Origin of the sequence: Marinobacter sp. THAF197a (assembly GCF_009363275.1) — a bacterium.
Lineage (GTDB): Bacteria > Pseudomonadota > Gammaproteobacteria > Pseudomonadales > Oleiphilaceae > Marinobacter.
Genome location: NZ_CP045324.1, coordinates 3,927,678 through 3,953,366 on the forward strand (window position 1 = coordinate 3,927,678; position 25,689 = coordinate 3,953,366).

General features: G+C 57.1%; 20 protein-coding genes. 7 read left to right on the forward strand and 13 right to left on the reverse strand.

From position 1 onward, the window contains the following. Positions 1-60 precede the first annotated feature (60 nt). A complete protein-coding gene (locus FIV08_RS18130; RefSeq protein WP_152439355.1) occupies positions 61-2,064 on the reverse strand; it encodes a flotillin family protein in 2,004 nt (667 codons plus the stop codon). A 43-nt stretch (positions 2,065-2,107) separates the two neighbouring features. Further along, positions 2,108-2,734 carry a hypothetical protein gene (locus FIV08_RS18135; protein ID WP_152439356.1) on the reverse strand — a complete coding sequence of 209 codons (627 nt, stop codon included), beginning with the start codon at positions 2,732-2,734 and terminating at the stop codon, positions 2,108-2,110. 206 nt (positions 2,735-2,940) lie between these two features. Here FIV08_RS18135 and FIV08_RS18140 point away from each other — a divergent pair, with 206 nt between their 5' ends. Genes FIV08_RS18140 through FIV08_RS18150 form a run of 3 tightly spaced genes read left to right on the forward strand, consistent with a single transcriptional unit; the run spans position 2,941 to position 4,425 of the window. Further along, a complete protein-coding gene (locus FIV08_RS18140) occupies positions 2,941-3,345 on the forward strand; it encodes a YjfI family protein (RefSeq protein ID WP_058091627.1) in 405 nt (134 codons plus the stop codon). 14 nt (positions 3,346-3,359) lie between these two features. Beyond that, the gene (locus FIV08_RS18145) at positions 3,360-4,055 is read left to right on the forward strand and encodes a PspA/IM30 family protein (RefSeq protein ID WP_152439357.1); all 696 of its coding nucleotides are present in this window, start codon (positions 3,360-3,362) and stop codon (positions 4,053-4,055) included. A 46-nt stretch (positions 4,056-4,101) separates the two neighbouring features. Further along, a complete protein-coding gene (locus FIV08_RS18150) occupies positions 4,102-4,425 on the forward strand; it encodes a hypothetical protein (protein ID WP_152439358.1) in 324 nt (107 codons plus the stop codon). 9 nt (positions 4,426-4,434) lie between these two features. Here FIV08_RS18150 and FIV08_RS18155 read toward each other — a convergent pair whose 3' ends face one another. Continuing rightward, on the reverse strand, positions 4,435-5,598 hold the full coding sequence (locus FIV08_RS18155) for a glutathionylspermidine synthase family protein (protein ID WP_152439359.1): 1,164 nt from the start codon (positions 5,596-5,598) through the stop codon (positions 4,435-4,437). Positions 5,599-5,761: 163 nt separating this feature from the next. On the opposite strand from FIV08_RS18155, the gene FIV08_RS18160 reads away from it, so the two are divergent. From FIV08_RS18160 to FIV08_RS18175, 4 genes are read left to right on the forward strand one after another with little or no spacing between them, the layout of a single operon-like run. Next, a complete protein-coding gene (locus FIV08_RS18160; RefSeq protein ID WP_172972299.1) occupies positions 5,762-6,496 on the forward strand; it encodes a DUF1190 domain-containing protein in 735 nt (244 codons plus the stop codon). A gap of 6 nt (positions 6,497-6,502) precedes the next feature. Further along, positions 6,503-7,411 carry a hypothetical protein gene (locus FIV08_RS18165; protein ID WP_152439361.1) on the forward strand — a complete coding sequence of 303 codons (909 nt, stop codon included), beginning with the start codon at positions 6,503-6,505 and terminating at the stop codon, positions 7,409-7,411. Between the two features lie 3 nt (positions 7,412-7,414). Next, a complete protein-coding gene (locus tag FIV08_RS18170; RefSeq protein ID WP_152439362.1) occupies positions 7,415-8,140 on the forward strand; it encodes a hypothetical protein in 726 nt (241 codons plus the stop codon). After that, positions 8,137-9,225, forward strand: a complete 1,089-nt coding sequence (locus FIV08_RS18175) for a rhomboid family intramembrane serine protease (RefSeq protein ID WP_152439363.1) — start codon at positions 8,137-8,139, stop codon at positions 9,223-9,225. Before FIV08_RS18170 ends, FIV08_RS18175 begins: the two co-directional genes overlap by 4 nt. A gap of 51 nt (positions 9,226-9,276) precedes the next feature. Here FIV08_RS18175 and FIV08_RS18180 read toward each other — a convergent pair whose 3' ends face one another. From FIV08_RS18180 to tssA, 10 genes are all read right to left on the reverse strand, one after another. Continuing rightward, entirely contained in the window at positions 9,277-10,926 is a 1,650-nt protein-coding gene (locus tag FIV08_RS18180; RefSeq protein WP_152439364.1) for a hypothetical protein, read from the reverse strand. A 45-nt stretch (positions 10,927-10,971) separates the two neighbouring features. After that, the gene (locus FIV08_RS18185; protein WP_152439365.1) at positions 10,972-11,427 is read right to left on the reverse strand and encodes a hypothetical protein; all 456 of its coding nucleotides are present in this window, start codon (positions 11,425-11,427) and stop codon (positions 10,972-10,974) included. Positions 11,428-11,548: 121 nt separating this feature from the next. Next, entirely contained in the window at positions 11,549-11,791 is a 243-nt protein-coding gene (locus FIV08_RS18190; RefSeq protein WP_152439366.1) for a hypothetical protein, read from the reverse strand. Positions 11,792-11,913: 122 nt separating this feature from the next. After that, complete coding sequence (locus FIV08_RS18195) at positions 11,914-12,459, reverse strand: hypothetical protein (protein WP_152439367.1); 546 nt, start codon at positions 12,457-12,459, stop codon at positions 11,914-11,916. 66 nt (positions 12,460-12,525) lie between these two features. Beyond that, positions 12,526-13,689, reverse strand: a complete 1,164-nt coding sequence (locus FIV08_RS18200) for a hypothetical protein (RefSeq protein ID WP_152439368.1) — start codon at positions 13,687-13,689, stop codon at positions 12,526-12,528. Continuing rightward, a complete protein-coding gene (locus tag FIV08_RS18205; RefSeq protein ID WP_152439369.1) occupies positions 13,682-17,800 on the reverse strand; it encodes a hypothetical protein in 4,119 nt (1,372 codons plus the stop codon). The genes FIV08_RS18200 and FIV08_RS18205 overlap by 8 nt, the downstream gene beginning before the upstream one ends. A 39-nt stretch (positions 17,801-17,839) precedes the next feature. Beyond that, positions 17,840-18,379 (reverse strand): DUF4123 domain-containing protein, encoded by a 540-nt coding sequence (locus tag FIV08_RS18210; protein WP_152439370.1) that lies wholly within the window; start codon positions 18,377-18,379, stop codon positions 17,840-17,842. Positions 18,380-18,396: 17 nt separating this feature from the next. Further along, positions 18,397-20,520, reverse strand: a complete 2,124-nt coding sequence (locus FIV08_RS18215; RefSeq protein WP_152439371.1) for a type VI secretion system Vgr family protein — start codon at positions 20,518-20,520, stop codon at positions 18,397-18,399. 102 nt (positions 20,521-20,622) lie between these two features. Further along, complete coding sequence (tssM, locus tag FIV08_RS18220; RefSeq protein ID WP_152439372.1) at positions 20,623-24,216, reverse strand: type VI secretion system membrane subunit TssM; 3,594 nt, start codon at positions 24,214-24,216, stop codon at positions 20,623-20,625. 24 nt (positions 24,217-24,240) lie between these two features. Then, positions 24,241-25,683, reverse strand: a complete 1,443-nt coding sequence (gene tssA, locus FIV08_RS18225) for a type VI secretion system protein TssA (RefSeq protein WP_152439373.1) — start codon at positions 25,681-25,683, stop codon at positions 24,241-24,243. Positions 25,684-25,689 lie beyond the last annotated feature (6 nt).

The following is a 25,689-nucleotide window of genomic DNA, read 5'->3' on the forward strand; positions in this document are numbered from 1 at the left end:
GAAGGGAAATCTGAAAGGGAACAGTGACCGCCGAAGCTAAGTCCGGCGGTCACTGGAGCTTCAGGCGGTTTCCGAAGTCCGGCTGGACTTCTCACCGGAAACCCGTCCGGCGATGCCGGCCAGGGCTGCCTGCAGCGAGGGCGACTTATCCAGAACGCCCTGCACACTTTTGCCGTAACCCAGCCCCTGGGCAAACTTCTCGAAGATGCCGCCGTCGCCGCCAATCATTTCAAACTTGGCGTCTTTCAGGGCCGCCGCCATCACGCGACCATTTTCCAGCAGGCCGGTTTTCTGGGCTTCGATCTGCGCCATCACTTCCTTCTCATGAACTTCCAGGTTCATGCGGAACTCTTCAAAGTGACGTGCCTCTTCAGACATGTTGTCGTAGGCTTTGAGCTTCTCGACCAGGCCAGATGCTTCGGCCTTGGCCATGGCTTCGCGGGCATCGGCCTTGGCCAGACCCATGCGCTGCTCGCCTTCCGCATCCGCCAGTACCATGGCTTTACGGGCATCCGCTTTGGCCAGACCCAGCTTCTCTTCGCCCATGGCTTCGGTTTCAAGGCGTTGCTCCAGCACGCGTACTTCGGCCAGGCCGGCTTCTTCGTCAGCCTTCGCGGTGGCCGATTTAACTTCAGCACGGGCCAGACCATCCGCACGGATCGCGGTTGCCTGAGCTTCCTTGACCTGGGCATCGGCCAGGCCATCGGCCGCTGCCATCGCCTGACGACCACGGGCCAGCTTCTCATCCGCCACCGATTTCTTCTCGGCCGCGTCCATATCTGCCTGTGCTTTAACACGCACCTGCTCGGCTTCCAGCTTGGAACGTTCAAACGCTGCTTCCGCAGCCTTCACATCCATCAGCTTCAGCTCTTCGGCGTCGGCTTCGGCCGCAACCACTTTCTTCACCTTCAAACGCTCAGCTTCGGAACGGTTACGAACATCCTTGATGTTCTCTTCCTCTTCCGCCACGTTTCGCTCAACCGCAATACGCTGGCTGGTGATGTCGGCAATTTCCTTGCGCTCTTCTTCCAGCGCTTTTTCCATGCCGATGCGCTCGATTTCCACCGCACGCTCACGGTTTACATCTTCCAGCTCACGGGCCTGGCGAATGCGCACTTCCTCAATCTGCACCGCACGCTCACGGGCCTTCATGGCCATCTCGATCTGGCGCTGTTTGTTTTCTTCGGCAATGGCCAGCTCTTCATCGGTCTTGATGCGAGCCGCTTCAGCGCGGGCGCGCTCCTGCTCACGAACCTGCTCGGTTTCCGAGGTTTCGCGGGCCTGCAACGTCTCGATTTCGCGGCGCTGGCGGGCTTCGGCATCCGCCTGACTGCGTTCCAGCTCCAGAGAAGCCTCACGAGCGGACACATTCTTGCGCTGGATTTCCAGCTCCTGGTCACGCTCCAGGCGGTTGGTTTCTACGTTGTGCAGCGCAGTGATTTCAGTGATGCGCTTGATACCCTCGGAATCCAGAATGTTGTTCGGATCCAGAGAGGTTTTCGGCGTTTGCTCCAGGTAATCGATGGCCACGTCTTCGAGGATGTAGCCATTCAAATCTTCGCCGATGGTTTCAACAATGGAATCCCGGAACCGCTGCCGTTCTTCGAACAGCTGCATGAACTCCAACTTCTTACCAACCGTTTTCAGCGCTTCACTGAACTTGGCATTGAACAGTTCGTTGACCGCATCGCGGTCAGAGGCACGGCCAACCCCAACCGATTTGGCAACCCGCAAGACATCATCTGCGGTTTCGTTGACCCGCAGGTAGAAAGCAACGGTGATATCCGCCCGCAGGTTGTCCTTACAGATCAACCCTTCCTTACCGGTGCGGTTCAGCTCCAGGGTAATGACCGAGATTTTCATGGTCTCGGAACGGTGAATAACCGGCAGAACCATGGCGCCGGTGAAGTACACCTTCGGGGTGGGCGACAGATCGTTCACGATCAGGGCTTGCCCCTGATCAACCTTGCGATAGAAAGCCTTGAACAGGGCCAGAATGCCCAGTATCAACAAGACCAGAACGCCGACAGTCATGAAGACCGGGATGATCCAAGATAAATCCATTTACGCTTTCTCCTGAGCTGATTGGAAGGACGCTTGTGCAGGGTTAACCGGCGGAGTCGCCGGACAGAAATTCAGCTTCCGGCACCACCCACCAGGCGTTGGCATCCGGAATATGTTCAATGAGGATGGCCCGCTCCCGATGGGACAACGGGGAATGGCTACGCACCTGCAACACCAGGTGGGCACCGTCCAGATGGGCTTCTGCCCGCCCGAATGTTTCAGAAACCGAGGAGGAAATCACCACGCAGGGTGTTCCGATAATGCGTTTTTGCAGAGGCGGCAGATAGGCACGGCGAAACAGGGGCCGAAGGGGACGAACGACAATGGACGTGACCAACAGGCCGGCAACCAGGGCTGTGAACAGCACCGCCAGCGCGTACAACCAGTGCAGAATGCCCGACGGCACCAGTGCGCCCAAGGCCAGAACAATGAAATAACTGGTCAACCAGCCAGCCAGGAACAACAGGGTGAGCACCAGCGGCAGGGGCACACCTTGCAACCCGAGGGTCACCATCAGACCACTGAAATCACCGGCAACATCAAGATCACCCTCGGCATCGACATCGCCCATACCAGAGAGCGAAATCAGCCAATAGATGATGGCCACGCAAAGCAGTACGGAGAAAACCACCGTCGGGAAGGAGAACGCAACTGCGAAGAATGTTTCCATACGCGACCAGACATCCGTTCCGGTAAATCCAAGGGGTGACAGTTCATGTCAACAATTAGGCGTTGTTTATAACGCAAACAAACTATTTCTTGCAAATATTTAATTGCGGAGTATAGACTCGGCTTATTGACATAAAATGTCAAGCGACAGGACAAGGTTCGTCCGGATCGGCCGAACCGATTCAATGCCACAGGAAGGAGCTATTCGTGGACACTCAATCCCTCACCCTGGCCTTGGGTGATGCTACCCATGCAGGCCGTACCTTTGATGTGATGCCCGTAGCCGGTGACGAGCCGGTACTGCAAGTGGTCGTTTCCGGCGCTGAAGAAACGCCGGTGTACGTTACCGTAACCGACACCCAGATTCTGTGCCTTGCGTACCTTTTTGACGAACAGGAACTGAACCCGGAACGCCTGAACGAACTGCATGAAAACATGCTCCGGCTGAGCGTACCCATGCCCCTCAGCGCACTGGGAAGAACCGGCGATCATTACGTGGTGTATGGCGCCTTGAGCCCCACCTCCGGTACGACCGAAATCATGCAGGAACTGGTCACGCTTGCCGAGAATGCCATCGACCTGTTACAGACTTTTGAAGACTACCTGGCTTGAGTGAGGGCTGAACCATGAGAACCGTACTGAAGAAAATTCTGACCGCCATGCGCGGTGGCGTTAACGAACTGGGTGAAGCCGTTGTGGATGGCCAGGGCAACCGCATTCTGGAGCAGGAACTGCGAGACGCCGAACAGGAACTGAAACAGGCCAAGCAGGAACTGGCTGCCCTGATGGCCGAATCCGCATCGCTGGCCCGGCAGATCCGCGTTGAGCAGGACAGCGCCAGCAAACGCGAACAGGACGCCAGCAAGGCATTGGCCGCCGGCCAGGAAGACCTGGCCCGGGAAGTGGCAGAACGCATTGTGGGCCACGAACGCCGCGCCGGGGAACTGACCCAGACCCGCGAATTGCTGCAACAGCGCATCAGCGGCCTGAAAGAGCGCGTACAGCGGGCAGAAAAGCAGCTGGCCGACTACCGCCGGGAACTGCAGGTGGTGAAAACCAACGAGCGAGTACTGCGCACCACCGCCCAGATCGACACCAATATCAACAGCAACCAGTCGTCCCTGAGCACTGCCAAGGAAACGCTGGAGCGAATCCGCGATCGCCAGGCCCGGGAAGAAGACCGGCAAACCGCCAGCGCTACGCTTGAGAAAGAACTCACCGGGGCAGACCTGGATGAGAAACTGAAGGCCGCTGGCATTGATAGCGAGCAAGACGCGGTAAACGATGTCCTTGCCCGCCTGAAAGGCAACCAGGCTCAGTAACACGTTGCGCGCCCCCAACACGGGGGCGCCTATCCAGGCTAAGCCAATGGCAAAGAAACCGGACTGGTCAAAAGAAGAGCAAGCGGTTCAGGCGGTACAACTGGCCTTTGATCTCTCCAACGACATCCAGCGCGCCTTCCGGGTATCTGCCGCCCTGCAGGACATGACCACCGCTGATATGGTGCGCAAAGTCCTGCAACTGCCTTACCGTAAGAATCGCGCCAGGCCCCGGTTGACCATCACCCTGAGGGATGAGGATTTTGAGGTACTGGCGAAGAAGTACGGGCTAGATCCCAACGACCGCGCCGCGATTCGGCAGCGGGTGGCGGGGGAATTGCAGGCGTTTGCGAGCAACTACCTGGCAGGATAGCGGCGCTCGTCAGCCGTCTATGAAATGCGGGACGAACCGCGACGTGTCGCGCGTGATAGCCGTATTGTCTTCACGGATACCCATCCCGACAGCCTCGTTACCCACAACCCAGCTCCCGATTAGGCAATAGTGTCCGGAGAAACGGGGAGGCGGACACCAACCCTGAATGATGGTTGGCCCATCGCCATATGGCCCCTCAACCTGAGCCTCCACTCCGGCGCCGGTTTCAATCGCAATGTTTGCACCTTCTCTGGAGAACAACGGCTTGCGAACCCAGCGTTCGAGGCCCGGATCACATCGCTTATCGCTTTCAAACCAGGCTGGCAAAAGATTCGGATGGCCCTCATGGCGCTCCCACAACAAAGGCAGGATACCTTTGTTCGACAGGATCAGCTTCCATGGCGGTTCGACAAACTGGGTGCCACTGGCACCCACATAATCGGAAAAAGATTCCTGCCACATCCATTCCCAAGGGTATAGCTTGAACAATTGATCAACAGGCTCATCATCAAGGCCAACAAATCGCTGACGCTCTCCAAGGCCAATTTCATCAATAAACAGGGTCTTGGGACTGAGCCCGGCCTGATCCGCGCAGTCGGCAAGATACTCAATGGTACCGGCATCCTCGGGATGGTCCCGGCAGCAGGCCAGGTGAAACGACTGCCCTGCACGACCAATCATTGCCAACCGCTCGATCAGGGCCTCCTGCAAACGATTGAACTGATCGGCGCCTGCCGGCAGCTGCCCTCGCTCAATCTGTTGTTCAAGCCACAACCATTGGAAGAACCCGGTTTCATAGAGAGAGGTTGGGGTGTCAGCGTTGTATTCATAGAACTTCGCAGGCCCCGTGCCATCGAATGAGAAGTCCATTCGCCCATAGAGTGACGGTTCAGAGAACTTCCAGCTTTCGGCGATCAGGTCCCAAGCTTTCTCGGGTATCGCCAATTGATCCATCAAGCGCTCGCTTGCGACCACCTCACCCACCAGATCGAGGCACATTGCGTGAAGTTCCTCGGTGGGTGACTCAATACCGTCTTCAATCTCGGCAAGCGTAAACCGATAACAAGCGGTTTCATCCCAATAGGGTTCGCCCTCCAGGGTATGAAAATGGAATCCATAGGATTCCGCCTGAGAGCACCAATCCGGGCGGGGAGCCATTTGTATGCGTTCCATGGAGCGTCCTTCTCCTGAGGCGGGCCAGTCTATTACTTTCCTGAAGCGCGGGAGTCTACCGGTATTTCCACACCCGGGAAAGTCGCCAAATCCAACCGGATTGACCTTTCCTTTCGCTTGCTATAAATTCCCGCCCAAACTGCATACAGGAGAAGGACACTCCATGGCCACTCAGGACGAGGCAAACGCCATACTGCCAACCCGTACCCGTCGTCAGAAACGCTCCCAGACCGCAACGCTGGTGCTGATGGGTGCTACGCCCTTCGTCGTGCTTGGCCTGGACCCACTGCATTCGGAGGTCCGGGTTTTTCGGGACCTGCAGGCATGCCAGACCGCCTTGCCAGGCGCGCAGGACTATTGCGAGACACTGAACGCAGAGGCAGCAAACCGGCATCCGTCACTCGCCCCAAAGTACACCTCTCGCCACCAATGTGAGTCGGACTTTGCTCACGTAACCGTCAACAATTCGTGTGAAAATGGCTGGTGCGGTATTGACGATCTCTCCATCTGCGAGCGCACAGCAGATGGCTACTATCGCCCTCCCTTTTCGGGCTTTCTGGTCGATCAATCCATCCTTGATGGCACCTATGAGGGAAGCAAGCCCGCGCCGGAAACTCTGGATGACAGGCAATTGCAGCCGGTGTACAGCATTTCCGACGAGACCCTGAGCAGCAGTGGTGATGAAGGCCAGGGCTCGACTTATCGCAGCCACACGCCCTTCCTCTGGCACTATGTGATGGCCAACGGCCAGTACCTTGGCAACCAGAATCTTCGTGATCCCGTAACACGAACAAAAAGCCAACTGGCAGCCAGCACCAGCAGAACCTTCACCGGCACCAGCCAGCGTGGCGGCTTTGGCTCCACCGCCAGGCAAACCATGCAGGCTGCAAGGAGCTGATCGATCATGGTTAAACCCACTTTCAGCGCCTTGGCAATGGTAGCCTGCCTGTTCACCACCGTAACAACGCAAGCAGAAACAACAATATCGGCACTCGCCGAAGACCTTCAGCAGCGGCTAACGCAAACACCGGAGACCCTGCGCTGGCTGAAGCCCAACAAAGACGAACCGCTAGCGCACACAGACCTCGGCATTGACCCGGAAACCTGCGAAGCCCCAGTGCTCGCCCGGGCAGGAACTCATCCCCGCTTTCTGGTCCGCTGCGTCAACCGCGCCTTGGTCAATTTTCGCGTTACGGACATTCAAACGCTGACATCCTGGGCCTACGCCGACGGCGATTGGGGCACAGGGCAAATCATCGCCATTCGCGGTATCGACAATTCTCCTACAAGCCGGTACAGCTCAAGGAAAGTGGAGTACGAAACCGTGTGGCATAAAGGCGAGCCGGCCGGACCGTACGAACGCAGCCTTACCGTCTTGTCAGAGACCGATCTCCGCAAGTTGGCTAAGTTCTGGAATGGCTTTGACACCGGGGAACTGCCGGTACTGGAATCCCTGGAACGATGGCGCCAACTGACGTGGCCCGATGCGGTGGTCGGGCTCCGTCGCAATGGCCAACTTCTGCTTCAACATGGAACGCTGGCAGGCACCAGCGACCTGCTGGAAAAACTGTCCTCAAAGGACGCGCTACCACCTTTTGCCAGAGGCTTGATCCGCCCGGTGAAAAAAGTCTGGCGCGGCACCACGCCTCCCGGTGAGCCGATGTTTCTTCTGCACAGCCTGCGAGCGAACGGCACAGATTACGCTTTAGCACTTTCCGATGTGACTGGCGGGACCGGCTCCCAGAACATACAACGGCTCAGTGCCGGTTTGCCCTATGAATTGGTATTTCTTCCGATAGAAAGGAATCTGTAAGTCATGACGACCGCCAGCATGGAACCGTCTCAGGCGGTTACTAACCCGCTAGATAGCCTGAAACAAATCCGAAACCACAACCGTTATGCAGGGCAACTTCTGCTTGCCGGCAACCGGTCGGCCTTGACCAGTTTGCTCGTGGTTTGGTTCCCGGTAATCGCCGTGCTGACTTACGGCTTTGTGGTGCCGTTTACCTACACAGCATGGGGCGAGAACAACCTGTTACTGATTCTGTATTGCTGGGCGGGCCTCTGGCTGGCTCTAACGGCAGCAAGCGTTTCCTTCGGCACCGGGCGGCACGTGTATTCTGTTGATCTGGCCAATCGCACCATCAGTCATCTGAACTCAGAGCAAAGCACGTCCCTGGCACTCGAGCTTCGCCAAGGATCAGAGGGCAGTTACCTTGACCTGAAGACCCCCCTGGCTAGTGGCTGGCATCTGGACGTGGATTCCCGGATTGTGGCGGAATTAACCCCGGCGGAAGTGCAGTCGATCCAGCGGTGGCAACCGGCCAAACTCAAGGACCACATCCGAAAAAAGGTCAAAGATGGCTCGCTCACAATCCTGTTTGTCGTCGCGAATATCCCGCTAGTCGTTATACATCTTGTTTCCGGAACCTTCGGCCTTCTGATCATGTGCCAGATTTACATGCTTGCGGCCTGGACCCTCACCCAAACTCTTGACTGGTTCCTGGAAAAGCGTGATCAGCAAGTTATGGAGCAACTGTGAAATCCTACTGTCCTGCCTGCGGCACCCGCACCCTGAGGCCACTCCAGGGAGGCGACCAACGAATTGCTGAATGCCGGCATTGCCATGGGGTGTGGTTTGAGGATGGCAGCCTGAACTGCGCCATAACCGGCCACCACGATCATATTGAGCACTACGATCATGAACAGCACCTGGGGCCGAAACTGGGCGTAAGCAATCGCCAGTGCACCAGGTGCAGGGTTCCCATGACGCACTACCAGTTACTGGCCGATTACAGCGTGGAGATCGACTGCTGCCCGACCTGCGACGGTGTCTGGCTCGACCAGCATGAAGTGGATCAAGTCATTCACTCCCCGTTGCTTAAGGATGCCTTGGCGGAACTGAACAAAAAGGTCACCTGGAAATCCTGGGTGTTCCAGTTCTTCACGGCCATGCCTGTTGAATACAACATCCAGCCTCATCGCACACCCTGGATGACATGGTTACTCATCGCACTATGCACACTAGTCTTCTTCAGCGGCGTCTATGACGCCGGCTCCAACGAATGGATCTTTCTGAACCTTGGCCTTAACTCAGATTCCCCGAGTGCAGCCCATGTAGCCATGCAACTGTTTACCTACCAGTTTGTTCACGGTGGGCTGATGCACCTTGTCGGCAACATGTATTTTCTGTGGATTATCGGCGACAACCTGGAAGACGCATTGGGCCACTGGACTTTTCTAGGCCTGTATCTGCTGTCTGGGGTGGTCGCCGCACTGGCAGAGCTTATGCTGTTTGATGCCTCTCAAGGACCGTTGCTACTGGTAGGCGCCAGCGGCTCCATCGCGGCCCTGTTCGGCCTCTATCTCATGTGGTTCCGCCATGCCAGCCTGACATTCATGATCGTCATCTACCAGAAGAAACTGGCCCCTCACTGGTATTTCCTGATCTGGAGCCTGATCAATCTGTTCGGGATGTTTACCGCCCAGGGCGGCGTGGCCTGGGCTGCTCATCTTGGCGGGTTCGTATTGGGTCTATTGATCGGATACCTGATGCGAGACTATGTTCTTGCAAAGAATCCGCTGATCGCCATGCTGAACCAGCCAGAGGCAGCCATCAGCCGGTAGGTAAGCGTTCACCGGCTGACGGGTTACACAATCGCCCAAGCCAACGCAGACTCAGTAGCCAACCAGAATCATGACGAAAACAAAGACAATGGCGGCTGCTCCCATCCACTTCAGCAGCAATTTGCCGTCGGAAGCGTTGTCACGATTCTCGGAAACGGCTGGCCCTGAGGTGTCGTCGTCCTGAGAGGCAAAACTCAGAAGCGCAAGACTCCTGATGGTTTGCGACACGGTTTGGTCCAGCGACATCCGAACACCGTTATACCAGGGTTCCGGATATTCAATCAGCGCTGGCGGCACAACAATCGAGCCCAGCGCGTCCCAAAGAGTCATAACACCATCGACAACGACTAATTCCCGTTGCTGCAGCTCCGTGGCAACCTGCTCTTCATCCAACTCAACGTCTTGCTGAGGCCTACAGACATAGCTGCCATCCTGCATCCCGAGAACCAACACCGGCACCAGATTCTCACCGCAACGAAAACCAGCCAGAAAGGGAAACCGCTCGTCCTCCGGATCACTGAAAAAGCGTGAATCCGAGTTGTCGGGCTGAGCTGAAAGCAGGTCCTGCAGATGCCCACCCAAGAAAAACAAACCGTCTTCCAACCTGCGAGAAAGCACGCACAGCCTCCAGCTAATGTGCCGCAGGAACAACCCACGCAGGGCGTCTGGAAGTGGATGAAGCCCCGGCGCCTGCGGCAGCCGATACGGCATGCGTTCAACCTCTTCAACCCTCAGTGTTTCTTCATACAGTTTGAGCGACGTTATACCGGCACCAAAGCGGCTTTGCTGCATGTACTGAACCGCAAATCGAATGGCTCCGACAGGTTCTTCCTCATATTCGTTACCATCGTCGTCAACGGCGATTGGAGTAATCGTCGTGGGTGCCACTTCGAGTTTCAGGCCCGAACTCTGGTTGAACAACCGCTCCTCCAGCAACTCGTAAAACTGCTGTGCCGTGGCCAGGAGTGCCGGAGGCATTGTCTCAACGGCGGATAACCGGGGCTGATGACTGGCGTTCTGATCCCGCGTCAACGGCACGTGCCGGCCAAGCACCGGCTTTGCCCAACGATCAAATATCCGGCGCTCACCGTCTGACAGAGATGAGCGTGGCACTGCTGACTCCGGCAAATCCGGCAGCATGGGATTACCCTGCCAATCAACGGTGTCATCGTAAATCAGTCGCAAAGTATCGGTGTCGGCGTCTTCACCTTCGTCGTTCCAGTGCTGCAGGCAGCCCGGAGCCAGCTCCTCAGCGCCCTCACCCTCAAGGGGCAAAGTCGTTATCTTGTAATAGCGATCGCCGCCCTCTTCACTTGTGGCCAGCGCCATATGCCCCAGTGCTGCCAGGGGCCCACCTTCAAGAACGGTGCCTTGTTGGTGCCATGTCACGATGCCCCCATCTGAATGGGCCAAACGAGCTATTTCCCAAAGGGGCAAGGTTTTGATGAAGGGTTTGGCTGATGGGTTATGCTCAGCAACCGCCGAGACCAGATCCTCAGCCTCCTGCTGGTCCAATGTAACGATAGCAGCCTGATCCGGCCCGTACTGGACAAAGGCCACACGCTCGATACCCGAATGGTCCGTCGCAAAAAGTGTAAAAAAGGATTGCTCTGCCCAGCGAGTCAACAATTCCTTGGTATTGTTCTGGTCCAGCGCTTTCTTCAGCGAAGCAGACGGTGACGATTCTACAACTGCGCCCATAGCTACGATCCCTGTTGTAACTGATTTTCTTGAAACGAGCCTTGCTCAGCTCTGCTGCTCGGCTTCTGATAACTCCGCCAACGAAACAAATACAAGATCAAGGTGCCCGCCCGGGACAATCTGCCAGGTCATCACTCCCTCTTCAGCCGGGACGCCCGGTTCATTAACCAGCACGAAATGCTCGTCGACGTATGTTTGAACTTCCTGAATCACGGAAGGCGTGATCTGAGAACCGGCTACCAGGAGCATGACGCCAATGGAAAAAATGGGCCCGGGATTCAGAAGAATCATTTCCCAAAGGGTTGGGCCATTCCAACCAACACGGATAGAGCTCGGCCCACCGATCAGGATCAGGCCACCGATTACGGCAATCGCGATACCGAGCACAGTTAGAATATTACTGATGTTCTGCCTGGACTCGAGTTTCTGAGCAAGCGGGAAATTTTCAATACGGTGAGGTAATTCGTCGGCGGTAAGCCGGCGCTTTGAGGAAGATTCCATTCCTAACGTTCCTTGTATTCGAGTCCATTTGAGCGGCGTATGGTAAGCAGCTCCACTTCAGGATTCAACCGGTGCGATGCACTCTGTGTGCATCATGGTTAACTCCCAACTTTTAGGATAATCATCCTGCCGAAATCTTGCGTTCAATTTCCTGCAAGCGGCGGCGCATGGCGTCATCCACCTCTTCCGGTTTGATCCTGGAAATGATGTTCCGAAGTACCCGGATTTCGTTCTCATCAATCACACCATCGCGCTCGGCGATACGAACGATTGATCCTAGTTCTTCGGCATCCAACTTGCCGTCATCGGCAAAGCACTGGATTGACATGAATGACATTTCGAGATGATCGCGACTTCCTGACATGGTGTTCTCCTTGTGGTGACACGTTATTGATGGTTCTAATGATTAATGCATCAACCCTGGCAGTTTACCCGACCAAGCGTTCGGGCAACTTGACCCTGGCATGAAATGCGCCAATTACATACTCAATGTTGAGAGCGATTCCACAAAACAAACTGACCGCTTTCTCGCGCCTCACAGAGACTATTGAAGATGTCCTTATAATCGCCGGCATAGTTATACAGATTCGTAGCGACAATCCCTCCGTCCGATCGATGACGGGATAGGATTCGCCCAGGTTCTGGCAGGTCGTATGAATGATTGTTCTTCAGGTAAACGATCAGAAGTGCAGACCGTTTGATGCCCTTGCTGAAATGGCTTTCCAGCTTGAGGTGAGCGACATCCTGCCAGGCAATCTCTTTCACTATACAGTCATCAATTCTCAAGAATTGGGGCGTCACCTCAATCATGTGATTGATCTTGCCAAAATCCAGCCGCAACAAACCTAGCATGACAATGCTTATAAATATGACGAAGCCAAATGCAAACGCGGCAGATGCTTCCAGATAAAACAGATATCCGAAGCCCAAGGCCGTTCCGAACAATAGAACGCCGGTTGCATACATCAAGGCCCTGTTTTTCAGGTAAACCTGATGCTTGACGGTTGATACTTTTGAGTACGTTGAACCCATCGGAGTTAGTCCATTAACGGATGCTTTTAGAATTGATAAGTACAGGTACGGCAAGCCGTAATTGGTCTATTTCCAATCCCTTTGCGCATGTCCAACTGACGGCCTGGGTGCACGAGCCCCATTACGACCCTGACGGGAACCACGCCCATAGGCGAGCATGTCCTCTGGGGTCATGTGCGCATAGCGAACTTTCTTTGCCATCAGGTTCGGGCGTTGCTCGGTGTCAATGCTCAGGACCCGGCTAAGCATCTCATCCTCTTTTTGCTTGAAGGTTTTATCGTCCATATCCCGCCAGTAACGTTCCGGGCGTCCTGATTTCCTGTCGTGTTCGGCTGTTACCGGGTCTTTGTGCCTATGAGGCTCCAGCACCGGAAACTCCGGCAGGGCGCAGCTCACATCCATGTAGTTCTGGAGGAAATCCCAGAGCGCGTAGCAGGGGCGGGGATTGTGGTGCCAGCCTAAAAGGCTATCACCAATGTGCACCTTCAACTTGCTATAGCGGTGGCACAGGACGAAATCGAACCGTGCCCCATACCGGGCGACTCCACCGGCCACAAAGCCGTCAAACTCATAAAACGGTGCCTCGAAGACCGTTATTGTGCGCCGCCCAATGAAAGGTATTCTACGACGGTAGCGCCACACTCGGACCATCCCTTTGCGGCGGTCGAGCTCCCATTCAGGACCTCGTCCGGCCTTTACGCTCCATCGGGGAAAGAGGGTGAAGACAAGTGTTGAGGACAACCACATCAGGCCAGGAACTCCTGCAAGCACAAAGAAAAGTGGCCACAATTCAAAGAATGCCGACCGCCAGGTTGTATTAGGACCAAGCTCAAACACCCCTGTGACATACATGAAAATCGAAACGGCCAACCCGACACAAAAGAACCCTTTACCATAGACTTCAAACACATGGATCAACTTCGACCGGAATGCCAGAGGAGCATAACAAATACTTTCCTGGTCCAGCTGCCCCTGATCGCCGGCCTCGGCAAGCAGATCTTCGCGCTTTTCCATTCTTCTCAAATCTTTCGGCCGCCAGCGGGCAAATAAATTCGACGGCATTACATCCTGCGCGCCACCCCAAGGCAGCCGAAAGCCCGCTGAGCGCCCAAGTTTCGAGTGATTGAAATCCCGATTCTGAACGGGTTGCTCTGGAATCGAGTTCGGGCTGTAGGCTGCGGTGCCATAATACCCACCGAATTCATCCCCTACATTTGCCGGCTTATCCATAGTAACGGACCTGTTCCTCATACCAGAATGGGCGCCCCTTTTTACTGAAATCCGGTTGAACATGTTTAGGATCGTCCTTGTTGTAGGTCAATGGGTCCTCCGGATCTGGCGCGGGGAAAACCATGGGAGCCTTGCCTTCTTCAGCGTGAATTTGCACCTGAATGCGGACATTCCATTGATAGGTCCAGGTTTCTTTCAGGTCCACCGCTCCCAACCACCGCTCCGATTCCTCACTGCGGGTAGGAGGTGTTTTCAGATACACATAAGTCCCCCCATCGAACTCTTCCTCCAGAAGTACATGTTCCTTCAACTTGGGTTTTGCGAATGGCGTAACCGTCGTTCTGGACATGTCACTCACACCAAATAAATACCCCCGCTCGGACTTTGTCTCAACCAATTGAAGGTGTGGCTTCACAGCCACCATCTCAGCTCCCTTGAATAAACCAGGGAAAGCGCTTTCGATCCGCAAACGGGTGTTTGCCTCTCGGAGTACCGCCAGGCGATCCTCGTCCTCCTCAGCCAACTCCCCCCGGAGCGCCCGCCCACGCAGAGGGTTGGGTTCGATCACGACACTCACACCCATTAATAGACTCGCCAGGCGGTAATAAGCTTCCTGCGGCTCTTTCAGAAAGGGTTTCTCGGCCATCGACCCGAAAGGACCATGGCGCATCCAGATCTCAATGGGCTTCTCGTTGAACCAGGCCATCACTGCCGTACCCGAAATTGCCAGCGCCACACCCAAGGCCAGCCACCCAGCCGGCCCCAGAAACAAGAACCCTGCAGACCCGGCCACACTGGCAAATGTCAATGCCAGACCCCCAGCAGCGACTATTCCCGCACCAACCGACGCGCCAGCATTTCCCATACGGAACAAATAATTCGCGTCATGGGCATAGTCGAGGGCCATCAGGACGCCGCCCACTCCTCCCAAGACCTTTCCCCACGTTAGGGGACCACCGAGAACTTTAGCTAGCTCCCGTGCATACCGGCCACTCCACTCTCGTGATAGGAACTGGGTCGATATCCGCTCCACAATCGCAACATTTTGCAGAAATCGCTCCGTCAGCATGATGGAGGCATAGGCGATATCATATCGAGCACTTAACAATCCAATTGAAGCATGACGGCTACCAGTTGTTCTCACATCTCGTTCGTGCGCAGCCGTGATCTCCGTCACGTTATGCAGCTCCATCAACATCACCGCAACCGGTACAAGCGGAGAATTCAGAACCCGATAAAGGCGCCTTTTCTCCGTCTTAGTCACCGTTTCTTCGAGCTCGCGGACTTTGGCCCCAAGGGTATTTCTGTTGGCTTCCAGATCGCCAACAGCATCGTTGGCCGCTCGCAGGTTACCATCGACCTTCTCGAACTGGCTCAATGCCTTGTCTAGTTTGAGCTCTGCCTCTGCCACCCGCCGGGCCACCACAGCAGTCGCTGCCGCCGACAAGTTCGAGGATTGGGCCGCATAGCGCTCCCATATGCCCAGCTCCTTCAACGCCCCGGAGTATTGTCTTTGTGCCGCATCTAGGTGTTTCAGAATTTTCGCCATTCGCTCGTTCTCCGGCACAACCAGCAACAAGACTTCGCTCGCTTTACCGGAAGGCAACCCTTGTGCACGGGCACGAGACTTGTTCGTGGAGGCTCTATGGTGAACCTTTCCCTCGGTCAGTTCGGTAATATCACCAAACATCTGAATGGCCCTCATTCCTTCGGGAAGCTCCTCCAAGCCCGTGATCCCGAGCACGAGGAAGCGTTTTTGCTTCGCCTTTGAAAAGCGCTCCAGCCGGATGCTGCCCATGAGGGAAGGCAGGGATGCCCTGAGTTGCTCAATTGACCCTGAATACAGCTTCATTCGCGCTTGGATCAAGCCTGCGTATAACAGTTGTCTTTGTCCTGCCAGATTCTTTGAGCGTAGATCAATTTCAGACTCCTGTGCAGCTATACGCGCAAGGTTTGCCCGCGCTTTCTGCCTGGCCTGTTCGGCCTGTCGGTGACCTTCATTCCGCTCATCAGCCGCGTTATCCCTTGCCTCCGTACTCGCTCTCTCGGCGTCTGCCCTTTCCTGCCGCAACCGATCCATTTCCGTTTCGATTGCCTTGAGTTGGGCGTCAAGATCTTTAAGTTTCTGGTTATTGCTGATCAAGGGCTGACTGGCACTTTGAATTGCCGACCAAAGATTGCCATGGATGCTCAACAGTGTCTGGGTGCCTATCCGCATGCTTGAAGCAAAGACCGTTGAGAAAATCCCTGTCTCGGCCGCGGCGGCCAATTCCAGGCCATCCCGCGTCTTGACAAGATCTATTTCTGGGAGATCTTCATCCTCCAGCGATGCCAACTCGCTGGCCCGGAATTGACCGTCGCCTGTGTTTTCGTCCGGTTCGGCCGGAGTAACATAGGGCTGCCTCAGGTCCTCGATAGTAACGCTGGGAAACAGCAGTGTGTACAGTAATTGGCCGCGCCCTGCGCGACAGATGTCCAGAAGCCACTCTTTTCCTTTACCGGTCATCGGGCCGTCTGTTCTAGCCGCCAAAACGTCACATTCGGCAGGCTCCTTGATCACTTCTTGGATTAATGACACCAGAAAATGAAAAGCACCCGCATAGTCGTAACCATCATGCGTAAACAGATCCACCAAACTATGTTGGACCCAGCTACGCTGCAACAGATCCAGAAGATCAGTTTGCAGGTTAGCCCCATACTCCACTGCAAGCCTTCTCTCAGACACGGCGATGGAACGTTCAAGCTCCTTCCGCCCCTCATCATTTAGTTCAGACATGTACTTGTGCAGAGGGTTTAATCTCCCACCAATATTGCTGGGCACAACTGCGGCATTCATTAACAGGGCGGACTCAAAATAAGGCCGGGCCTTAGCCCGTCGCACTGCAGCATTAGAGAACCAGGCCGCTACCTGACGACGCTGCTGCAGATAACGTAGCCTTCCAACCGGGTCATCCAGCTGGACAGCTCCAATCAGCCGATCGCGTACGTCCTTAATACAATCTCCGACAGTTTGTATATTTTCAGGCCAATCCAGTATCCCGAGCCCTTCTTCATTACTCGTTGGCTCATCAGCCACTTCCACTTCTTTCAATGTTCGATAAAGACATTTGGCTAGCACCGACATCTCCGGACGCTCATCCTCATGTATCAGGTCCTCGGGGTCTGGGTCCTCCTGGCGTTGGTGGATTCCGACTGCCGCTTCCGCAGCCGACGCAGCATAGCTACCCTTGAGGTCAAAGAGGTAGTTCTCCGGGCGATCAAAATGCCACTCGATTAAAGGGTTTCGGCTCCTTTGGGGTGCGAGATGGCTAGCCAGGAACGCATTGGTAAGGCCTGGGTTGATTGTGTAGGTCTCGCCGTCTTGATGCTTCGGATCCGCAAGCTCCATTTTAATGGTGCTGCAGCGATCCACTCTGACCAGAGGCTTACCCTGTAAATAGTTAACTCGGGCCCCTGGCCACTGAGACTCACTGTACGCGGCGTCGATGCTGATCCAGTTGCCATCAATTCGTGCCGGCACCCAGATTTCACTAAGGGCGGCACCTGTCACAGCTCGATAGCCAGGCTCAAACTCACCACCGGTCTGCCTATAGTTCTCAAGCGCCACATCATGGTAACTCGTAACCCCTTGCTCGTTCATTCGTACTTCAAGTTCACGCCAAAGTTTCCCCTCGTGGAACAGATAGATAAAACCGGGACGCGACACTACGCGGTGGGCGGGGTTGTTACCTTTCAGGGTTACACCCGAGATCAGCGTGGTCGGAATGATGGGAAGTATGACATGATGCTGGCGCTCCGATTCACGTTGCACAGCAGTTGCACTTTTAAGAAACGGTACATGGATCGGAGCACCCTCATCTGCATCAATCTCCAGCCATAGGCTACGGTTCGGTTCCCCTTGCCACGGCCAGATATGAAGAAGCGAATCGCCAAGATCCTCCACAGCCACCCGGCTTTCCAGTTTTTCTTGCCGCTCGACATTTTGCTCATCAGAGATCCGGAAGGCATGCCCTTTCGGGTGATCCCTACCCATCACCTCAATAATCAGTGATTCGCCCTCACAGGCGGGGCCACAGCTTCCGGCAACCTGGTTCGAGTTGTTCTCAGACATCCCTGTCATTCCTTGCTTTATCTAGCGGTGAATTCATTCTCAGGCAATAACGGTGTTCAATGCCTGCCATTGGCTTTCGTTCAGTGTGGGCACAGGTAACATGTTAAACGGGCTTGGTTTTTCGGTGGTTAGCCAGCGGGCCTCACCGGAATCACCATGCCAGTAGATAACGCGCTCCACCACATCCGCTTGGTCCTGGACCACGGGAGATAGCCGATGCCAAACATTCGGGTCGTAGAAGCGCAAAAGGCCCTGTCGTTGCCCATCGAAGCGTACTTTCAGACGCGTTCTTAACCATTTCGTGACGGACTCGAGTCCTTCTGACGACTCCAGAATCAGGCCCGTTAATCGTCCCTCTTTCAGTCCTTTCAGCGCCCACTGGTATTCAGGGCTACTCTGGTTTGCTTCCAGGACAACGGGGCTTTCAGCCAGGTATTGCTGCCAGTCTGTTTCAGCAAACAGGTACACCCACTTCGGGTTGTCTGCCTGCTCATACAAAGACCGCACAACCGGTGGATTCTGGCGGACTTCCAACACCAGGTAACGCACTTTGTCAGATGAAGACTTTGGTAATGCCATGGACCGTCTCCCTCCTATTATGCCGACTGACTCTTGCCACAGGGGCAGTTCCCAAGCGGACATGAACCATCAGGTTGTTGCTGGCACTGTTCAACAATGGCCGTTCCCTGCATGCGTGCCTGCTTGAGGCGATGGGCAACGATGGCTTTCGGCTGAGCATCCAGACGTTGATCGACTTCCGCCAACGCCACCGGCGCCACAACCCCGCCTGCAGCGGTCACCAACCCAGGCCTCTCCGGCACCTGCACTTTCTGCCCACTGCCCTTGCCGCCAGCGCCACCAGCGTTCATCTTGATGCTCGCGCCACCCAAGGCCACGCCGCTGGGGTCGATCTTTACGAAGCTGCCGCCGGCCTTGAGGGTGATTTCAGCGCCGGCTTCGATCACCGCTTTCTGGCCGGCTTTGATATGCAGTTCGGTGCCCGAGTCACTGAGCCAGGCGGTGCCCGCTTTCAGGTGCAGGGTGCCGGTGACGTTGAAGCTGTGGTCTTTGCCGGTTTGTTCGCGCTTTTCGCCGTCCACGGTATGGTGGCTGTTGCCTTTGGTGTGGCTGAAGCGGTTGTTTTCCACCGTCAGGTGACTGTCGTTCTTGATGACTTCGGTGCGGTTGTTTTCGGTCAGCAGGTCCAGGTCTTTCTGGGCATGGACGTAGATCTGTTCCTGGTCCGCTTCGTCTTCGAAGCGCAGTTCGTTGCTGCCTTCACCCTTATGGGTCTTGGTTTTCAGGGTGGTTCTGGTTTTGTGTTCCGGCAGCGCGTACGGCGGTGTGTTGGTGGCGTGGTAAGTCCTGCCGGTAATAATGGGCTGGTCCGGGTCGCCGTCCAGGAAGGAAACTATTACTTCATTGCCGATTCTGGGCAGGGCCATAAAGCCGTATTGGCCGCCAGCCCAGCCTTGGGCTACGCGTAGCCAGGCGCTGGAGTGTTCGTCGTTCTTTGAATAGCGGTCCCAGGGGAATCTCACTTTCACTCGGCCGTACTGGTCACAGTGGATCTCTTCACCCTCGGGGCCGGTGACGATGGCCATCTGGGGGCCGTCCATCATGGGTTTGTGTTCGCACAGGGGCCGCCAGATTTTATCGGCCGGGATGGCGGTGAAGTCGTTGTGGTAGCTGGTGGGTTCGCTGCCACCCTCTTCTTCCATGGCCTGGGGCTGTTTGCCGGTGTGGGTGATGGCGGTCAGCAGCCATTCCCGGTTCAGGCTCTGGCTGTCGTGGTCCTGCAGTTCCACTTTGGCGCCGGGGGTAAAGTCCGGGCGGTTGCTTTCGCCCTTGGCCAGGGAGGCGTCGTTTCTCAGGGCGTCCAGTCTGGCCTGGGTGAAAGGCTGGCCACTGGCGTCGACTTTGTAGCGGCCGGGGTAGTCGTAGTGCTGGTAATCTTCACGGTGACTTACCTCACCTGCACTGTGCTCGTGCATCAGGGCGTAGGCGGGGTTCTTGAAGGTGTAGTCCTTCATGGCCACGGAGGAGGCTTTGATGCGTTCTTCGTAGGCGAAGCTGAATACACAGGCCTGTTTGCTGCTGCCGCCGGCCTGGGTGTTGCAGGGCACCGGGTCCAGTTTCGGGGCATCGCCGTGGTGGTCGGCGATGATTAACGCCGGTTGTTCTTCGCCGTCCACGCTGCCGTGCTGGTAACGGTAATGCCAGCCTTCTTCGGCGGCCAGGCGGTTGATGAACTGCAGGTCGCTTTCCCGGTGCTGGACGCAGTATTCCCGTTCTTCAGGAGGGCGTTTGAAGTCAAAGACCGTATCAATGATGCCCCGCTCTTCCAGCAGGGTGCGCACGATGGCATCGGTGGTCTGGGTCTGGAAGATGCGGCTGTTGTGCATCAGGCCCAAACGCCAGGCCGGGGGCTGGATCACTACTTCGTAGGCGGTGCGGCGATGGCCGGTGTTGCCCCGGACGAATTCATTGACCACGCCGGTGAAACGCCGCAGGGGTTGGCCGTCTTGCCACACCACCAGATCCACCGGTTGTTCCAGAACGTCAGCAGCGGCCACTTCGGGGTCGGTGCTCGCCAGTTCTAACCGGCCATGAAACAAGGAAGACAGCTCTTCGGCCAGTTTAAAGCCAACTACCGAAAAGTGATCTGAGGGGAATTCGCCTACACGGGCGGTGAACTGCAATCCGCTTGCCTGGGGCATGACTTCGGTCCCTGAAGAATGAACATTTCCGTTTCAGCTAGCACCATCCAGGTGCAAGCTCCGGTCAACCCGGGCATTCAAGCCCGGGCGACGGGACACAGTTTAATACAAGCTGCGGGGTATGCGGTACCCCGAGAGCAGCTGCTGTGTGAACGGGTTGGTATTACTGGCCGCATGCAGGCGATATCGCATCTCGCCATCGTCCACAGTGAACTTCACATCCACTGCATTGCTGCTGACGCCGGCAATCTCGGCTTTATCGAGCAACCGGAACAGCGCCCAGGGGCCGCTTTCCGAGATACTTCGGGGCGAACGGTTCACCTGAATCGGCACCAGCGTAATGCGGCTTTCCACCGAATCCCGCAGGGTGTTGGGCCACACCAGCGGAATGCTCTGGCGCGGGCCGTGGGAGAACTCCACCAGCTGGCCGTCGATATTCACCACCGCCCGGCGCTTGTTGTTGGTCAGGTTCAGGGGTTCCAGGGCAAACTCCACATCCAGCGTGCCGCTGCGAGTGAAGAAGGCCTGGCGAATCTGCCTTGCGCGATCCAGAGACGCCACCACGTCGCGGCGCACCAGGCTGGCCCGGCGGGCGTCGCCTACATGCTCCGGATGGTCTTCCAGGAACAGCTTCAGGTTGTCGTTGTAGAAGGTTTCCAGAATGCCGTCCGGCGCAAAGAAGCGCTCAAAATCCTGCAATGCGGCATCGCGACCGGCACCGGCGGTGAACGGGTAGTGCCGGGCCAGGTTCTGCTGAAACGGCTGGTAAACTTCCCGGTACCACTCTCGCTCCAACTGAGCCACTGCACGGTCCAGCACCACCCGCCAGCTTTCCGTGGCCAGCCGGTTGAGTACGCGGTTCAGTGGCTCAGGCTGGTGGTTGGCCATGCGCTGCAGTGTGAAGATGGGGTCTGCCCCCTGCAGGCCCATGCGGGCACGGGCGGCGCTGAGCGCGGCTTTACCGGCATCCGGGGACTCCTGGATGTTGCGCAGGTATTCATGAAGTTCACCCACCACCTGCATGATTTCATCCAGGCCAGAGGGCTGATCACCCTGTTTGCGGGTTAGCCGGTTCAGGTCGGCGAACTGGCGCTCGATATCCTGCAACATACGGAAATGCGGCGACTGCTCCAGCAGTTTGCGGGCTGCTTCAGCTTCACCGTCACCCACCGGGATCAGGCGGGTATTACTCTGGACCTGGCCAAGGAACCGGGCCAGGGGTTCGTGGCCGCTGGTCAGGCTTTCCAGAATGCGCACGCCGTGGTTCAGGTCTTCAAACCGGTGCACATCCAGCCGGCTGACGGCGGTGCGCCAGGCTTCGGCATAATTCTCGGCATACAGCGTTTGCAGGCTGGCCAGCAACTCCGCTTCGTCCGCCTTGCTGAAATCCACATCATTGCGCCGGCCCAATACCCAGGCATCCACCAACGCCAGTTCGGTTACCGAACCGGATTTGCGCAGGAACCACTTCTCCAGGCCTTCGCGGGTCAGCAAGGCAGGGATGGACAACGGATCGTCTGCGGACGGTAATTCATCACCCAGCGGTTCGCCGTAGGCGTCCATGCGGGTGAACACGGTGGAGAAGGCCGGCCCGGAGCTGCGCGCCAGCTCCAGCGGCGCCTGGAATTCCCGGTTGGCTTCCACCTCCAGATCACGGTAGACACGATCTGGCGTGCTGATCCGGCCCAGCTCATGCTGCGCCCACTGCACGCTGCTGCGGAACGGTGCCAGTGCCATGGTGGCGGTCTGGTCGCCCTCCGCTGCCATGCCCGCCAGGTTGGTGTGGGCCATGGCGTATTGCAGGTGGCCATAGAGGCGGTTCTGCACCTCCCGCTGGCCGGGGAAACGGTTCTGCCAGTAGCTGCGCATGTAAGCGGCGACAAGGTCGCTGCGGCGGCCGCTGGCGTCGTACAGCATACGCAGCACCCGCAGGTGTTCCAGGCGTTCGGTGCTGTTGTCCGGTGCCCGGCCCATTTCTTCCATCACGCCAAACATCAATGCAGGCAGGTACTGGTAGGCCAACATGTCGAGGTACGCCGCATCCACTTCCGGCCCCACTTTGTGGCCCTGATACAGGCCCATATCGGCCACCAGGCTCCACTCGTTACGGTAGTCACCAAAGGCCATGGTGGCCTCGCGCAATTCATCCAGTGGTTGCAGCAGGTTACGGCCGGTGCTGTCAGGCTCGTAGCCCACCGGCTGCCAGTTGTTGATAAAGGCGTTTACCCGGTTTTCCACCTGGGCGGCGGCGTCTGCGTTCTTGATAAAATAGTGCTGCCAGCCGGCGGTCATGCCGGCACCGGCGCACACTGCCACGGCGGCGGCCACGGCCACTTTGCGACGGCGTTTGCTGACCACCTTGCGGTTATCGCCCGCCAGGCCCGCCTCCGGATAGATCACCTCCGGGAACAGCCCTTTGGTAAACAGGCTGACCGACTGACCGCCTCGCTGGGCCGGCTGGATTGGGCTGGTCATCTGGTAATTGTGGGCAGCGGCAGAAACAAAGGCATCTTCCGGCACACCTTCCTGCAGCACCGAGGTGAAATAGGTCCCACGGACCAGGGCCGGTGTGGAGAAGGCATCGGCCGACAGCAGGTCGGTCAGGAACTGCTCCATGGTGGTTTTCAGGCCCGCCAGCTGGCGAGTGAACGAATAGGCCGCAGCCCGCTCTTCGTTGTCGCGGGTGTCCGCCAGGACATCCGGCAGGCGCTGGCTCAGCTCATCCACCATGTCGTTGTAGCGGTCTGCGAACTGTTCCAGCCACTGATCGTGATCCTGAAGGCCATCCAGTCGGAAGGTGAAGCCCAGCGCCTTGTCTTTCTCGGCTTTTGACAGGGTACGCACGAACGGTGCGAAGCCGTACATCAGGTCCATTTTGGTAAAGGTGACATACACCGGCAGCCGGGAGCCCAGCTGTTCCATCAGTTCCCGCAGGCGGGTGCGCAGCAGGATGGCGTGGGCTTCCCGCTGCTGGTCACTGGCGGTGCTCAGGCGGGCCAGATCCACGGCCAGAATCACGCCGTTCAGCGGGCGCTGGGGACGGCTGCGCTCGAGCCAGCCGATAAAATGGTTCCACAGCCGGTTCTGGATTTCGCCGGTAGCGCCCTCGCCCTGGTTCTGGCTCAGCAGTTCGCCGTCCGGGTCGATCAGTACACCGTTATCGCCAATCCACCAGTCAAAACCGAAGGGATTGCGGTCGCCCCGGTTATTTCGGGTAACGTTGGTAAGGGTGTAGGTTTGCCCTGCCCGCTGAATCAGGCTGGTCTTACCGGCATCTTCCAGGCCCATCACCAGGTACCAGGGCAGGCGGTACAGGCCTTTGCGGCCGGGCAGATTGCTTTTCAGGGCCTGCAACTGGCGGTCCAGCAAGCGCTGCTGCCGGCGCTCCATAGGCAGGATCGGATCTTCCTGTTCCTGTTGCTCCTCGGCCTTGGCTTTATTCACCTTGCCCAGCCGGCGGGCCAGGGCCATACCCCAGAACACCACCACCAGCAAAATCACACCCAGGGTCACCAGGGCCCGCATCTGCCAGGCCATCAACGGGTACTCTCCACCAATTTCCAGGCGGGGGCCTAGCCACCAGGTTGCCACCAGCAAGGCGATGACCGCCAGCGCCAGGGTGACCGGTGCGGCGTTACGAAGATGAGGCAGTAGCCAACGACCAATGAGTAAGGCTTTTCTCCACATGGTTTCCATTCCTGCGTTTGATGCGTGCGGGCGTTACGCCAGTCGTTCCAGTTGTTTGATCAGGCCGGGTTCCCAGTCTTCCAGAACCAGGCCACGGACCTGCCCCTGCAGGTCCTGAATCTGTTGCGCGGCCATGGCTTTCAGGCCGGTTTCTTTCAGCAGCTTGGCACTGGCCAGGCGCCAGTACAGCCGTTCCCGGGGCTCCCGGGCATCGGCCAGGCCTTGTTCAAGCAGCTCCAGTGCCGCCGGCAGTTTGCTCTGCCGTGCCAGTTCCACCGCGCTGTCCAGCGCCTGCTCCCAGGGGTTGGCGCCACTTCCGTTGCCTTTGACTGTCGCGGGTGCGGTGTGCATCCAGTCCGCGGCATCGTCACTGAGAAAGGCGGTGCCGTCGTTGAAGGTCAGCTCTGCCAATTCCGGCAGCCTTTCCACAAAGGCTTTCAGGGCTTCCCGGATGGCTTCGGCGCAATCGCTATGGCCCAACGCCATCGCCGCCCGGGCACTGAGCCAGTGGCCATCCAGCCAGAACGGGCTGACCGACAGGCTCTGTTCGATGCGCTGCCAGAGTTCGTTATCCGGGGTTCTATCCAGACTTTCCCTGTACTCTGCCACCCGGTCTGCACTCACAGCAGCCAGGTCTGTTCGCTTGCCATCCCGGGTGGGCGGCAGGCTGGTGATGCTTTGCCAGATGGCATGGCGGCGCATCTGATAACCCAAGGGGTTGTCCGGCTCAGTGCCGGTGAGCAGTTCAGCCACTTTTAGCAGGCTCTGGCGGGTTGCCCGCTCATTACTCGGGTCCAGGGTCAGGTTGCCCAGTGAGGCGCTTGCGGGAGTCGTTGTTGCCGGCCGGTTCGGTGCCGCCGCCGCTGGCTGGCTCGAAGCGGCTTGCGGCTCCCCGGCACTGGCCTGGCTGCCAGGCTGGTCTGGTTTAGGCAGTTTCTCTGCCGCCCGCTTCAGATCAAACAAGGCGTCACCCGGCAGGTCTTTGGCTTTGGCCTGGTCATCCAGCTTGTCGATCAGGTCCAGGCAGTACTGACGGCCATCACCCACGCTGGCATCAAAACTCAGGCTCTCCACACCTTTGAGGGCCCGTTGCAGCATCTGGGTAAACAGCATTTTTCGGGCACGCTGGCCCTTGGCGCCGGGGTAGGGCCAGGCGTTCTCCCACCAGCCATCCAACACCCGATGCAACAGGTACAGTGACAAGGCAAAGCGTTCGCCGTCGCCACTGCGCTGCAAGCTCAGCATCAGGAAACCCAGCACCTTGATGTCTTTGCTGCGGTCTGCCAACAGCTTGAGGGCCTCGCTCTCAACCTTGTTCCAGTCGATGTCGTTGTGGGCCAGAGAACCCACTTTCATCACTTCGTCTTCCAGGAACTCCAAGATCGGGTCCTCGGCCAGGCTGTCGCCGGTGCCGCTTTCCCCCGGAATCGCACCGAGTACCTGTTCAACGTATGGGTGTTGTTCAATAACCTGCATCGTTGC